The organism is Mannheimia granulomatis (assembly GCF_013377255.1).
Classification (GTDB): Bacteria; Pseudomonadota; Gammaproteobacteria; order Enterobacterales; family Pasteurellaceae; genus Mannheimia; species Mannheimia granulomatis.
Window position 1 is genome coordinate 433713 of sequence record NZ_CP016614.1, and the last position, 14743, is coordinate 448455.

Consider the following 14743-nt stretch of genomic DNA (forward strand, 5'->3'; position numbering starts at 1 on the left):
CTATGAAAAAATTAACCACTTTAGCATCAGCAATTATGCTTAGTTTTGCCGTTGCAGGTACTGCAACTGCAAAAGAGACTATTGCACTTGCGGTATCAACCTTAGATAACCCATTCTTTGTGAGCCTCAAAGATGGTGCTCAGAAAAAAGCGGATGAACTAGGTTACAAATTAGTTGTGCTTGATTCACAAAATGACCCGGCCAAAGAGCTTTCCAACGTGGAAGATTTAACCGTGCGTGGGGCAAAAGTGCTTTTAATAAACCCAACTGATTCGGAAGCGGTCGGAAATGCGGTAGCAATTGCAAATAGTAATAAAATTCCGGTCATTACATTAGATCGCGGTGCAATAAAAGGTGATGTGGTAAGCCATATTGCTTCAGACAATGTTGCAGGTGGAAAAATGGCAGGTGATTTTATTGCACAAAAATTAGGTGATGGTGCTAAAGTTATCCAATTAGAAGGGATTGCCGGTACCTCTGCTGCTCGTGAGCGTGGTGAAGGCTTTAAACAAGCAGTAGAAGCACACAAATTTAATATTCTAGCAAGCCAGCCGGCAGACTTTGACCGTACTAAAGGCTTAAACGTAACCGAAAACTTATTAGCCAGCAAAGGCGATGTACAAGCCATTTTTGCTCAAAACGATGAGATGGCTTTAGGTGCTTTACGTGCAGTTAGTGCGGCAAATAAGAAAGTGTTAATTGTTGGCTTTGATGGTACAGATGATGGTGTAAAAGCAGTAGAAGGTGGTAAATTAGCGGCAACTATTGCTCAACAGCCTGAGTTGATTGGTTCTTTAGGAGTTGAAACTGCCGATAAAGTGCTAAAAGGCGAAAAAGTTAAAGCGAAAATTCCTGTAGATTTAAAAGTCATTTCAAAATAATATTTGTCGGGGCAGGTTTTAACCTGCCCGCTATTTTATCCGTTATCGGGAGGAGCAAACCTTCCTTTATAATAGAAATAAGGACTTAATATGAAAACCCTAACCGTTCTCGGCAGCATTAATGCTGATCACGTTATTTCTGTTCCCTATTTTGCTAAACCCGGGGAAACTTTAACCGGCAGTGGCTATCATATTGCTTATGGCGGTAAAGGGGCGAATCAGGCGGTGGCGGCGGCTCGGCTGGGCGAAAAGTGTGAGGTGAAGGTTTCTTTTATTAGTTGTATTGGCGATGATGATATTGGACGAGCAATGAAAACTGCTTTTGAGCAAGATGGTATCAATACGCAGTCGATTAAAACCATTTTAAATGCAATGACAGGCATTGCAATGATTCAAGTAGCTGAATCAGGCGAAAATAGTATTGTGATTTCAGCAGGGGCAAACGGGCATTTAGATGAATCTGTAGTTGAGGAATATCAAACCGAAATTCGCCAAGCCGATTGTTTATTAATGCAGTTAGAAACCCCGCTACCGGCAATTATTCAAGCGGCAAAAATCGCCAAAGAAAATAGCACTAAAGTCGTATTAAATCCTGCACCGGCAAGAACTTTACCCACAGAGTTATTAAGCCTGTTAGATATGATTACCCCGAATGAAACCGAGGCGGAAATCCTAACTGGCATCAAAGTGGTCGATGAGCAAACGGCAAGCCAAGCTGCGGCTATTTTCCACCAAAATGGGATTGAAAAAGTCTTAATCACTTTAGGCTCAAAAGGTGTATTTATCAGTGAAAAGGGTGAAGGCAGCATTGTGCCGGGCTTTCGCGTTCAAGCGGTAGATACTACTGCCGCCGGTGATACCTTTAACGGTGCATTAGTTACTACAATGTTGGAAGAAAAATCATTAGCTGAAGCCATTCGTTTTGCTCACGCGGCTGCCGCGATTAGCGTTACCCGCAAAGGGGCACAGTCATCTATTCCTACTCGTCAAGAAGTCTTCGATTTTTTAAGTGAACAGCACTAACAAGCGGTCGTTTTTCTAAGGAATTTTGCAAATGGCAACAATGAAAGACATTGCTCGCTTGGCTAGAGTGTCCACTTCAACGGTTTCCCATGTTATCAATAACAGTCGTTTTGTGAGTGAGGAAATTCGCGAGAAAGTTCTGCGTGTGGTCAAAGAGCTTAACTACACGCCCTCTGCATTGGCGAGAAGTTTAAAAGTCAATGAAACCAAAACCATCGGAATGTTGGTCACCGCAACCAGCAACCCGTTTTTTGCGGAAGTCATGGCTGGCGTTGAGCTTTACTGCCAACAACATCATTACAATTTGATTATTGCTACCACTAATGGTGATTCTGAGCGTTTGCAACATCATTTACAGATGTTAATTCAGCGGAAAGTCGATGGCTTACTCTTAATGTGTGGTGATGCAAGATTTAGTGCTTCCAGTAATTTGAATATTCCCTTACCACTTGTGGTGGTGGACTGGTGGTTTACCGAGCTAAATGCAGATAAAATTTTTGAAAATTCCGCATTTGGTGGTTATCTTGCAACAAAAGCATTGATTGATGCAGGACATCAGAAAATCGGCATTATTACCGGAAATTTAACCAAATCTCTTGCTCAGAACCGTTTAGAGGGCTACAAGCAAGCCTTAACTGAGGCGAATATTACCATTAATCCACATTGGATTGTGGAAAGCCACTTTGATTTTGAAGGTGGGATTTTAGGAATGAATAGTTTACTCGCTCAAGAAGAACACCCGACAGCAGTATTTGCTTCAAGCGACACCATTGCCGTGGGAGCTTACCAAGCCATTTGGCAAGCAGGGCTGAGTATTCCGCATGATATTTCCATTATCGGCTATGATGATATTGAGCTGGCAAAATATCTTTCACCACCGCTTTCGACTATTAGCCAACCTAAGTCTGAATTAGGTAAGCTTGCAGTTGAAACTTTGCTCAAACGCATCCGTTCAGAATCGACAGAATTTCAAACCATTATGTTAGAGCCTGAATTGGTGCTACGAAACTCTATCCGACACATAAACAAAAAATGCTGAATAATGTTAAGTTATTCAGCATTTCCAAGTTTGTTGATTAGCCTTTTTGCTGTTCTAAATAAAGCACTGTTGCTGCGACCCGAGAGTGAACATTCAGCTTACGCAGTAAGTTGCGAATATGCACTTTTACTGTTTCTTCAGAAATGAAAAGTTGGGCGGCGATTTGTTTGTTTGACATTCCGGTTGCGATCCATTGCAACACGTCAAGTTCACGATCGGTTAAACTGCTGAGCGGATCGTTTTCCGGCTGGCGGTTTAGCAAATGTTGGCGAACCGTTTCGCTTAATACCATTTCCCCGCTGGCGGCTCTGCGGATATTATCCAGCAACTCCGGAGTATCGGTATCTTTTAATAAATAGCCATCCACGCCGGCATCCATTAAGGCAAAAATATCAGACTGTTCATCTGAAACAGTAAGCACAATAATACGGGCATCTACGCCTTTAGCTCGTAGTGAACGTAATGTGTCCAGACCTGAAATGCCTTTCATATTTAAATCTAAAATAATGACATCCGGCTCAAGTCGTAGAGCCAGTTCAATTCCATCTGTGCCGTTGCTAGCTTCACCGACTACGGTAAATTGATAATCTAATTCCAATAATTGACGCATGCCCTGACGCATTAGAGGGTGGTCGTCAATCAATAAAATGCTAGTTGGAGCAGCCATTCATTTCTCCTTTCTTCTTCCTCTGTTAAGCGATTAATTTTGCTATCATTGCCTAAAAATAGCAAGTTGTGCTTTTTAATAAATGGTTGTTTTTTGATCTGGGCTAATTTTTATAACAAAAGAAATTGCAAATCTTTGCAAGAAAAAGACCGCTTGTTGGGCTATAATGAGGCAAAATTTTATATGAGCAAAAGATAATGATAAATCAAACTACTTATTTCGCCACCGCCGCTCGAGGTTTTGAAGAAATACTTAAAACCGAACTTGAGCAGATCTGCGGGGCAGAATGCAAAGTCTCCCAAGGCGGCGTGCATTTTACTACAAGCCAAAAAGGGGTATATCAAGCGTTATTACACAGCCGTTTGGCATCCCGTATTTTATTGCCTTTAATCAGCACCAAAATTTTCAGCGACAGCGATTTATACGCCTCGATTATTGCCTTTAATTGGGAGGAATTATTTGATCCACGCGATACTTTCTACATTGATTTCAACGGTACGAACCGAGAAATTCGCAACACCCAATTTGGCGCAATGCGGGTAAAAGATGGTATTGTGGATTATTTTGTGCGTAAAGGTTTTGTCCGTCCAACAGTAGATAAAGATAATCCTGATGTGCGGATTCACGTCTATTTAGATCGTGAAAATTTGGTGGTTTCGCTAGATCTGAGCGGTGATGCTTTGCATATCCGTGGCTACCGCGAAGACACCGGTAAAGCTCCGCTGCGTGAAACCTTAGCCGCGGCGATTATTTTACGTTCCGGCTGGCAAAAAGGCACACCATTGGTGGATCCGATGTGTGGCTCCGGTACACTTTTAATTGAAGCAGCCCAAATGGCGGCGAATATTGCCCCGCAACTTCACCGTAAATATTGGGGATTTAATGCTTGGAAAGGGCATGATGTGGAACTGTGGCGTGAAGTTTTAGAGGAAGCATTTTCGCAAAAAAATGATGACAAACACTTGTGTTTGAACGTTGGCTTTGCCAATGGCTCCGAAGGAGAGAGCGTATCGAGTAAAATACAACCGCTTTTCTTCGGTTTTGATCTCGACCATCGCGTTCTTGCCAAAGCCAAACAAAACGCCAAAAATGTCGGAGTGGATCATTTAATCCAATGGCAGCAAGGCGATGTCGCTGCATTGAAAAATCCGATTCCCGAACAAATCGGCACGGTAATTTGTAACCCTCCATACGGTGAGCGTTTAGGTACTACGCCGGCGTTAATCGCTCTTTATTCGGTGTTCGGGCAACGCTTAAAACAGCAATTTGCCGGCTGGAATGCCTCGATTTTTAGTGGGGAGCCGGAGTTGCTAAACTGCTTGCGTTTACGTTCGGCACGACAATTTAAAGCCAAAAACGGCCCGTTAGATTGTGTGCAAAAAAATTATTTGATTAGCGAAAATAACAAGCGGTCAGATTTATCTGAAAATTTACAATTTGAGCAAAACGCTCAAGTTGCTCCAGACTTCGCCAATCGCCTAGCGAAAAATATCAAAAAAATGGAAAAATGGGCGAAGCAGCAGGGCATTGATGCCTACCGCTTATACGATGCGGACTTGCCGGAATATAACTTGGCGGTAGACAGATATGGCGATCATATTGTGGTGCAAGAATACCAAGCACCAAAAAGCATTGATGAGCAAAAAGCCCGTCAACGTTTGCTGGATGCGGTTTCCGCCACGCTTTATGTAACTGGCGTGGAAACGAATAAATTAGTGCTAAAAGTTCGCCAAAAGCAAAAAGGCACGAACCAATACGAGAAGTTAGCAAATAAAGGTGATTACTTCTACGTAAACGAATACGGGGCGAAGCTTTGGGTGAATTTAACTGATTATTTGGATACCGGTTTATTCTTAGACCACCGCTTAACCCGCAAAATGGTGGGCGAAATGGCGAAAGGCAAAACGTTTCTCAACCTCTTTGCTTATACAGGCTCGGCAACCGTCCACGCGGCATTGAATGGGGCGAAATCGACCACCACGGTGGATATGTCCAACACTTATTTGAATTGGGCGGAACAGAATTTGGAGTTGAACAAGCTATCGCTACGAAACAACCGTTTATTCCAAGCGGATTGTTTACAATGGTTGGCGGAATGTCGCGAGCGTTTTGAGTTGATTTTTGTCGATCCACCGACATTCTCGAACTCAAAACGAATGGAAAACAGTTGGGATGTTCAGCGGGATCATATTGAGCTAATGAAACAGCTTAAACGCATTTTAACTGCAGATGGCACCATCGTTTTTTCCAATAATAAACGCGGTTTTAAAATGGATTTTGACGGCTTGGCAGCTTTAGGCTTGCAAGCGGAAAATATTTCTCACAAAACCCTCCCGCTTGATTTTGAACGTAATCCGCAGATTCATAATTGTTGGATTGTGAAACATTTATAAGGCAAAAAATTTAAAATGTTAGATATTGTTTTATACGAACCGGAAATTCCACAAAACAGCGGTAATATTATCCGTCTGTGTGCCAACTGTGGTTTCCGTTTGCATATGATTGAGCCGTTTGGCTTTGCTTGGGATGATAAAAAACTCCGCCGTTCAGGCTTGGATTATCACGAATTTGTCAATATTCAAAAATATAAAAATTTTGAGGATTTTTTAGAGCGAGCAAAACCGAAACGCTTGTTTGCTTTAACCACGCGAGGTGAGCAAAATCACAGTGATGTGAAATATGAACTGGGGGATTTTTTAATGTTTGGACCGGAAAGCCGAGGCATTCCTAAGCCCTTGTTAGCAGAAATGCCGATGTCGCAAAAAATCCGCATCCCGATGTGCCAAGACAGCCGTAGTATGAATTTATCCAATTCTGTTGCTGTGGTGGTATATGAAGCATGGCGACAGTTTGGTTACCCAAATGCGGTATCAGCACAGTCTATTTAAATAACAAGCGGTTTGATTTTTGCAATATTTTACGAAAATTAGACCGCTTAAATTTTCTGTGATCCAGATCACAAAAACAGCATAAAAAATAGAATTTGAAGTTATATTTCATTAGAATAAGAAAAAATGAAGTGTTTTTTCTCAAAATGAATTTTTTAAGGAGCTGTTATGCGTTTAATTCCGTTAGAGACTGATCGTGATGTAAGTGTTTGGGCTGCTCGTTATATTGTAGATCGTATTAATGCCTTCAAACCGACTAAAGAGAAACCTTTTGTACTCGGCTTACCAACTGGTGGAACCCCTGAAAAAACCTATAAAGAATTAATTAAACTCTATCAAGCAGGTGAAGTCAGTTTTAAAAATGTGGTGACTTTTAATATGGATGAATATGTTGGCTTACCTAAGGAACATCCTGAAAGCTACCACAGTTTTATGTTCAAGCATTTCTTCGACCACGTTGATGTGCCACTTGAAAATATTAATATTCTAAACGGTATGGCAGAAGATGTGGACGCGGAATGCGCTCGTTACGAAGAGAAAATCCGCTCTTACGGTAAAATCCATCTCTTTATGGGCGGAGTAGGTGTTGATGGGCATATTGCGTTTAATGAGCCTGCCTCTTCGCTCTCTTCTCGTACCCGCATTAAAACCTTAACAGAAGATACCCGTATTGCGAACTCTCGTTTCTTTGATAACGATGTCAGCCAAGTGCCGAAATTTGCGTTAACTGTTGGTGTTGGCACCTTATTAGATGCAGAAGAAGTGATGATTTTAGTTACAGGCCATAATAAGGCTCTCGCGCTACAAGCTTGTGTAGAAGGTGCTGTAAATCATCTTTGGACAATCAGTTGCTTACAGCTACACCGTCGTGGTATTGTGGTATGTGATGAGCCGGCAACTCAAGAGCTGAAAGTAAAAACAGTGAAATATTTCAAAGAGTTAGAGAAAAATGTAGCGCGTTAGGTGCTTTATTACAAGCGGTTATTTTTGCAAAAAAATTTGTAAAAACGACCGCTTGCTATAATCTAAAGGAACAAAATATGAACCATTATGCCTTAACAAATTGTGTGATTTACACTGGCGAAGACGTGTTGTATCAGCACGCATTAGTGGTGAAAGACGATAAAATCGACGCTATTGTACCGGAAGAAAATTTGTCGCCAACCCTTGAAAAAGTGGATTTGAAAGGGGCAAATTTATCAGCAGGTTTTATTGATTTGCAGCTCAATGGTTGTGGCGGTGTGATGTTTAACGAGGAGATCACTACGCGTACGCTTGAAATTATGCAAGAAACTAACTTGCGTTCAGGTACTACCAGCTATTTGCCGACTTTTATTACCTCGCCTGATGAGGGAATGAAACAAGCGGTTATGGTGATGCGTGAATATCTTGCCAAACATAAAAACCAAGCACTAGGGCTTCATTTTGAAGGACCTTATTTAAGTGTGGAAAAAAAAGGTGTTCATCGCCCGGAATTTATCCGTGAAATCAGCCCGGAAATGTTAGATTTCTTATGTGCCAATGGTGATGTGATCACCAAAGTGACCATTGCTGCCGAAAACCCTACAGCTGATCATATCAAACGTTTTAACGATGCCGGTATTATTGTTTCGATCGGCCATTCCAACGCAACTTTCGCCCAAACCAAACAGCGAATTGCTGAAGGAGCGGCTTTTGCAACACACTTGCATAATGCTATGTCGCCGGTGAGCAACGGGCGTGAAGGCGGTGTTGTAGGGGCTGTGCTGGATAGTGATATTTACACAGGCATTATCTGCGATGGCTTACACGTAGAATGGGGCAATATCCGCATTGCGAAAAAAGCTAAGGGCGATAAATTAGTGATTGTTAGCGATGCTGTTGCCGCTGCCGGTAGCGATATTGACTCATTCATCTTTGTCGGCAAGAAAGTGGCTGTTAAAGACGGTAAATGTTATGATGAATTTGGCTCTTTAGGTGGTGCGGCGATCACGATGATCGAATCTATCCGCAACGTGGTGCTGCATTGTGACATCAGTCTGAATGAGGCGATTCGTATGAGTACGCTTTATCCAGCCAAAGCGATTGGTGTTGATGATACTCTAGGCTCACTGGTTTCCGGCAAAATTGCTAACTTAGCCGTTTTTGATAACCAATTTAATGTAAAAGCTACTGCTGTTAACGGACAACTTCGTTGGCATTTGTAATTTAAAAAACAGAATAATCGGGAGGCTACACAAGGTGTAGCCTTTTGTTTAGGTGCTATGCAAAAAAGGATTTAAATGCTAATGGTTTTTAACTAGAATGTTGCAGTTTATTTTATCGTTTAAGGAAAAAACGTGTTTAGCGTTGAAAATGCCACTTTTGATATTCCCAATAAGCGTTTGCTGCACCCGATTTCGCTCACTTTTGAGCAAGGCAAGGTTTATGGCTTAATCGGACATAACGGCTCGGGAAAATCAACATTGATTAAATTATTGGCAAAGCAAATCTCCTATTCTTCGGGCAAGATTAGCTTTAATTGCCAAGAGATTAGTCAGTGGACAAGCCGAGAATTTGCCAAACAGGTTGCTTATTTACCGCAGCATTTACCGCAAGCGACCAACTTAACTGCTCGTGAGCTGATTGCAATGGGTCGATATGCGTGGAACGGTTTATTCGGGCGTAATACCAAAGAGGATAATGCTGCGATTGAACGAGCTTTATCGCTTACCCACACTGAAAAATTTGCTGATCAGCTTGTAGATACCCTTTCTGGTGGTGAACGCTCCCGCATTTGGCTTGCGATGTTGCTGGCTCAGCAAAGCCAATTTTTATTGCTGGATGAACCGCTTGCGGCTCTCGATATTGCGCATCAAGTGGAAGTAATGCAACTTGTGCAAAAACTGGCCCACGAGCTGAATTTGGGCATTATCATTGTGATCCATGATATCAATCTCGCTTCTCGTTATTGTGATCATCTCATTGCTTTACACAGCGGAAAGCTCCTCGCTCAAGGCAATGCTCACGAGATCGTCAATCAAGCCAAACTAAAAGAAATTTATAATATTGATCTCAATGTGATCACACACCCTCAACTTGATAGACCGGTGAGTTTTTATTGATGAAGCGGTTAATCAAAACACTACAAGCGGTTATTTTTTCCCTATTTTTTGCAAATTCACTGTTTGCCGGTGAGTCACAAAAAGGTATTGCCACCTTGGATTGGACGGTGGCAGAAACCCTGATCGCTTTGGGTGAAAAGCCTGTCGCAGTGGGTGATGTGGAAAGTTATAAAAAATGGGTGAAAGAGCCAGCCTTGCCTGAATCGGTGAAGGATCTAGGCATTCGCCTACAACCTAACCCCGAACAATTACTGATGCTTTCTCATAGCCTTGAGGCTCAGCCGTTACACTTTATCAACAGCGGATTTTACGCCTCAGTCACACCGCTGTTATCTCAATTTTCTCCGCAGATTGATATTGTCGATTTTTACCGTGAGGGCGATGCGTGGCAGAATATTCTTACCGCCTCTGAAAAAGTAGCGGAGTTAATTGGCAAGCCGCAAGCCTTCAAGCAGCTTCATCAAGGCTATTTGCAAAAAATTGAGCAAATTCGACCGCTTGTTCAGCCTTATACAGACCGCCCAATCCTGTTGGTACAGTTTATCGACACCCGTCATTTACGAATTTACGCCCCAAATAGCCTATTTGGCGCTGTGCTTTCTCATTTAGGGTTCGACAATGCGTGGAACGGCTCACAAAATAACTGGGGCTTTGAGGTGATTGAAGTGACCCAACTGGCAAAGCTGGCGCAAAATAGTCGGTTTGTGATTGTTAAACCTTATCCGCCAAATATTGTTTCTGCCTTGAAATATAATATTATTTGGCAAAAATTAGCGATGGCGAAAGATCCGCTGATTCTACCTGAAGTGTGGACCTTCGGAGGTATTCCGTCCGCATTGCGTTTTGTTGAAGTTTTAGCAAACGGCTTAGCGAATGGAGGTGAAAGTTGGTAAATAAACATATCGGAAGCTCGCTATTGGCGATGTTGTTTGTCGTTTTTATTGTCTTATTTACTTGGTTATTGAAAGCCCAGTTACCAAGCGAAATCGGCTTTTTCTCGCTTTTCCAACCTACCGATAATTTAGAATTGCTGTTAGTGCAAAGCTACACCTTACCGCGTATTTTGATGGCATTGCTGGTAGGGGGTATTTTAGGCTTTGCCAGCCTGTTATTACAGCAAGTTCTGGCAAATCCGCTTGCCTCGGATAACACACTTGGTATCAGCAGTGGTTCTCAATTTGCATTATTTCTGACCGCAATTTTTGCTCCTCATTGGTTGGAATACGGCTCAAGTGTGGTGGCGGTATTAGGGGCAGGTCTAAGTTTGATTCTGGTGCTAAGCCTTGCGTTACGAAAAACAATGTCTTCACTTTTACTGATTTTAGCCGGTTTGGTCGTGAATCTCTATTTTGGCTCATTTTCTGCAATGATGATGTTGTTTTATCCTGAAGAAGCTCGAGGATTAGCACAATGGGGAGCCGGCTCATTAGTGCAAGAGAGTTGGCGGGACAGCCTATGGCTAATGGCTCAATCCATCCCTGCCTTGCTGATTATTGCAATGCTGATCCGTCCTTTAACCATTTTATCTTTAAACGACAACAATGCTCAAAGCCTCGGCGTACCGGTAGGAAAATTACGTGTAATGGGAGTATTTGTTGCTGCTTTTTTAATTGCCTCGGTGGTAGCGGCGGTAGGAATGATAGGTTTTGTCGGCTTAGCAGCGGCCACGATAGTTCGTCAGTTTGGGGTTAGAACTTTGAAGGAGCAGTTAATCGTAGCTTTTATGCTTGGTGCATTGTTACTTTCCGTTACTGACTTGTGCCTACAATTGTTAGCCTATTTCAAAGGTATTAGCTTGCCCACAGGGGCAGTCACTGCGTTGTTAGGTACGCCATTATTACTCTGGTTAATGTTTAGAGCCTTACCCCACACAGGGCGAGTGCAAGAGCAATATTTGCAAAATTTACGTAAAATTTCACCGCTTGTTATTGGCTTGGTGATAGGCGGGTTTGTAGTTTCTATTTTTATAGCTCTCTTTATTGGCAAAGGCGAGGGGGGAATGGAAATACTGGAGTTAAGTAACGTATGGGGTAGAGGCTTGCTGGAGATTCGCTATCCACGTGTGATGGTGGCATTAGCTGCCGGTATCTTGCTTGCAATTGCCGGCGTAGTTTTACAGCGTTTAACCTTTAATCCAATGGCAAGCCCTGAATTGCTTGGTGTGTCGGCTGGTACTTCAATGGGGGTTTTGGTTGTTTTATTTTTGCTCTCTGCCCAACAAACGGAATATTTTTGGATTGCGGGCGTATTAGGGGCATTTTTCACTTTATTATTGTTAGTGATGATTAACCAAAAAAGTGGGATGCTGCCCGAAAAAGTGCTGCTTACCGGAATTAGTCTTTCCGCTTTATTCGATACCCTTCAACGGATTGTGATTGCAAGTGGAGATTTAAGAGCTAATCAATTAATCGCTTGGACATCTGGCTCTACCCAAAACGCAAGTACGGAATTTGCCTTGCCATTTTTATTGGTCAGTATTGCCTTGCTCGGTATCAGTTTGTTGCTCTGTCGTTGGCTGGAATTGTTGGCACTACAAGCCCCAATGGCACAGGCACTGGGTTTAAACCTTAATCACGCCCGCTGGATTTTAATTTTATTTAGTGCGTTATTAACTGCATTTGCTACTTTGATAATAGGACCTTTAAGTTTTATCGGATTATTAGTTCCGCAGATAGCAAGGTTGTTAGGTATCAGGAAAGCACGGGCACAGATATTAATGTCTTCCGTTTTGGGTGGATTGATTATGGTATTGGCGGATTGGCTGGGTAGACAAATCCTTTTCCCTTATGAGATTCCGGCAGGCTTGGTTGCCACTTTGATTGGCGGTACTTATTTCTTATTCATGGTCAGAAAAGTATAAATATTGCAAGTAAATGAGATTGTTTTTCATTTACTTAAGTGGGATTCGTCATTATAATGCCGCAGTTTTTTACTCAATTAATATCAATTAATATAAACCTAAGGAAGTTGAAATGAAAAAAACATTTATCTACACAGCGATTTCGCAATCAGTCCTGATTGCGATAGCACAAAATGCTATTGCAAATGAACAGGTTGCCCAACTAGATGAAGTTTCAGTGGTTGCCGGCTCAATGTATAAAATGGGCGAAGTTCCTTTTCATCAAGCTAAGTCTGCGGTGGCAGTGACGCGTGAGCAATTAGATGATCAGAAAGTAGATAAAGTTGATGAGATTGCAAAATATCAATCAGGCTTTGCAAACCAAGTATTTGGTAATGATACCAATACAAACTGGTTCCGTGTGCGTGGTGCTGAAGTTTCACAAGCAGTGAATGGCTTACCAACATTTAGCTATGGTTTCTTTACACCTTATGTAGATAGTTTTGGTTTAGAAGCTGTTGAAATCACAAAAGGGGCTGATTCAATGACCTTTGGTGCCGCTAATGGTGGTGGCTTAATTAACTATGTCACTAAACGAGCACACCGTGAAAAAATTGGACAGGGTGAATTTAAAACAACTTTTGGTAGCCATAATCAATACGGTTTTGCAGCAGACTATACAGGTAAAATTTTAAATGATGAAAGCTTACGCTATCGTTTAGTTGCAAGCTATTTAGGGCGTGATGGAGATTGGTATTTAACAGATAACCAAACATTATATGTCGCTCCAACGATTGAATGGGATATCAGTGATAAAACCCGTTTTACATTATTAACAAGCTATCAACGAGATCACGGCACGCCAAGTAGTAATTTTTATCCAGCCTACGGAACGTTAGTGCCTACGGCAAATGGCTATATTGATCGCTCAACAAATTTAGGTGACCCAGTAAATGACACAGAAACTAACCGTCAATATAGTATAGGATATGAGCTAAGTCATAACTTTGATAATGGCTTACGTTTAAATTCGAGCTATAGATATCAACACGCTCAGAACTTCCATCGAGGTTCTTATCCTTTCAGTTCTGTTGATGCGAATGGTAATGTAGAGCGTGGAGTTGTATATAATAACGGTAAAGCGATTTCGCACACACTAGATAATCATCTAAGTTGGGATTATAGCAATGATTGGCTGAAAAATACGTTGGTAGTTGGCGTGGATTATCGTCATAATCGAGTGGATACAATGTATTCACCTGATGGATGGATATACGGCTCAACTGCTTCTCTCTATGGTAATGCTTATGCGACTTCGCCAACGAATATTTACAATCCACAAATAGGGTGGGGACAGGCTCAAGATACGAAATTTGATACTAACCACTATATACTTAAAGGTCGTCAATTAGGTTTCTATCTACAAAATAATGCTCGCTTAGCTGATAAATATATTTTAGGTTTAGGTATTCGCCACGATCGTTCCAATGTATCAGAAGCTAATTTATCGGAAGATGCAAAATATAATGTAACCTCTTATTCAGGTTCCTTTATCTATGAAGCACCGCTAGGCTTCAATCCATACTTTAGCTATAGTGAATCATTCAATATGCCTTTAGGTGTGAGCGGTGTAAATAAATTATATGATCCACAGATTACTCGCCAATATGAATTAGGGGTTAAATATGTTCCAACTTGGCTAGATGGCACTATTTCTGTAGCAGGTTTCCGAGCGAAAGATACAGGAGCATTACAATCTAAAGATGGTGGAGTAACAGTATCAAGTGGTGATCCTATTTACCGTAAAGGCGTAGAAGTTCAGTTAGATGCTAACTTAACTGAGAATTGGAATGCAACACTTGCTTATACTTATACTAAATCTGAAACTAAGGTGGCAACAGATCATACTTATAATACAGGATTAGCAATAGGTACAAAATATCGTAACCAATATATTCCAACCAATGTATTATCAGCAAAAACTTCTTATACATTCAATAATGGCATGTTAAATGGATTAAAGCTTGGAGCAGGTATCCGTTATATTGGACACAGTGTTGCGACAAAATCACTATACAGCAATTATTCACATGCAAGAGTTCCATCAGCAACTGTAGTTGATTTAATGGCTCGTTATGCAATCACGCCGAACTGGATTGCTCAAGTGAATGTAGATAACGTGGGTAATCGCCGTTATGTAGCAGGATGTGATTACTACTGTTACTATGGTGCAGAACGTAAAATTAGTGGTTCTTTAAGCTACAAATTCTAACTACAAAATCGTATAATATTAAGGCAGGCTTTGTGTCTGCCTTTATTTTTA

The 14743-nt window shown here is 41.6% G+C and carries 12 protein-coding genes; 11 read left to right on the forward strand and 1 reads right to left on the reverse strand.

The features are described 5' to 3' along the window. Nucleotides 1-2 precede the first annotated feature (2 nt). The 3 genes from rbsB to A6B41_RS02010 all read left to right on the forward strand — a co-directional run bounded on the left by rbsB (nucleotide 3) and on the right by A6B41_RS02010 (nucleotide 2943). Entirely contained in the window at nucleotides 3-881 is an 879-nt protein-coding gene (rbsB, locus tag A6B41_RS02000; RefSeq protein ID WP_027073785.1) for a ribose ABC transporter substrate-binding protein RbsB, read from the forward strand. A gap of 90 nt (nucleotides 882-971) precedes the next feature. Next, entirely contained in the window at nucleotides 972-1904 is a 933-nt protein-coding gene (gene rbsK / locus A6B41_RS02005) for a ribokinase (protein WP_027073784.1), read from the forward strand. A 31-nt stretch (nucleotides 1905-1935) separates the two neighbouring features. Beyond that, nucleotides 1936-2943: a substrate-binding domain-containing protein gene (locus A6B41_RS02010; protein ID WP_027073783.1), complete on the forward strand. Its 1008-nt coding sequence runs from the start codon at nucleotides 1936-1938 to the stop codon at nucleotides 2941-2943. 37 nt (nucleotides 2944-2980) lie between these two features. Here A6B41_RS02010 and narL read toward each other — a convergent pair whose 3' ends face one another. After that, nucleotides 2981-3610, reverse strand: a complete 630-nt coding sequence (gene narL, locus A6B41_RS02015; RefSeq protein WP_027073782.1) for a two-component system response regulator NarL — start codon at nucleotides 3608-3610, stop codon at nucleotides 2981-2983. A gap of 197 nt (nucleotides 3611-3807) precedes the next feature. Here narL and rlmKL point away from each other — a divergent pair, with 197 nt between their 5' ends. From rlmKL to A6B41_RS02055, 8 genes are all read left to right on the forward strand, one after another. Further along, the gene (rlmKL, locus tag A6B41_RS02020) at nucleotides 3808-6003 is read left to right on the forward strand and encodes a bifunctional 23S rRNA (guanine(2069)-N(7))-methyltransferase RlmK/23S rRNA (guanine(2445)-N(2))-methyltransferase RlmL (RefSeq protein ID WP_027073781.1); all 2196 of its coding nucleotides are present in this window, start codon (nucleotides 3808-3810) and stop codon (nucleotides 6001-6003) included. 15 nt (nucleotides 6004-6018) lie between these two features. Then, on the forward strand, nucleotides 6019-6498 hold the full coding sequence (gene trmL / locus A6B41_RS02025) for a tRNA (uridine(34)/cytosine(34)/5-carboxymethylaminomethyluridine(34)-2'-O)-methyltransferase TrmL (RefSeq protein ID WP_027073780.1): 480 nt from the start codon (nucleotides 6019-6021) through the stop codon (nucleotides 6496-6498). Between the two features lie 168 nt (nucleotides 6499-6666). Further along, the gene (gene nagB, locus A6B41_RS02030; RefSeq protein WP_027073779.1) at nucleotides 6667-7461 is read left to right on the forward strand and encodes a glucosamine-6-phosphate deaminase; all 795 of its coding nucleotides are present in this window, start codon (nucleotides 6667-6669) and stop codon (nucleotides 7459-7461) included. A 77-nt stretch (nucleotides 7462-7538) separates the two neighbouring features. Then, the gene (gene nagA / locus A6B41_RS02035; RefSeq protein WP_027073778.1) at nucleotides 7539-8684 is read left to right on the forward strand and encodes an N-acetylglucosamine-6-phosphate deacetylase; all 1146 of its coding nucleotides are present in this window, start codon (nucleotides 7539-7541) and stop codon (nucleotides 8682-8684) included. Between the two features lie 132 nt (nucleotides 8685-8816). Further along, on the forward strand, nucleotides 8817-9581 hold the full coding sequence (locus tag A6B41_RS02040; RefSeq protein ID WP_027073777.1) for an ABC transporter ATP-binding protein: 765 nt from the start codon (nucleotides 8817-8819) through the stop codon (nucleotides 9579-9581). Then, nucleotides 9581-10474, forward strand: coding sequence for an iron-siderophore ABC transporter substrate-binding protein (locus A6B41_RS02045; protein WP_032847247.1), 894 nt, complete (start codon nucleotides 9581-9583; stop codon nucleotides 10472-10474). Before A6B41_RS02040 ends, A6B41_RS02045 begins: the two co-directional genes overlap by 1 nt. Before the next feature lie 29 nt (nucleotides 10475-10503). Beyond that, the gene (gene fhuB / locus A6B41_RS02050; protein WP_050436769.1) at nucleotides 10504-12441 is read left to right on the forward strand and encodes a Fe(3+)-hydroxamate ABC transporter permease FhuB; all 1938 of its coding nucleotides are present in this window, start codon (nucleotides 10504-10506) and stop codon (nucleotides 12439-12441) included. 112 nt (nucleotides 12442-12553) lie between these two features. Then, on the forward strand, nucleotides 12554-14692 hold the full coding sequence (locus A6B41_RS02055) for a TonB-dependent siderophore receptor (RefSeq protein WP_027073774.1): 2139 nt from the start codon (nucleotides 12554-12556) through the stop codon (nucleotides 14690-14692). Nucleotides 14693-14743 lie beyond the last annotated feature (51 nt).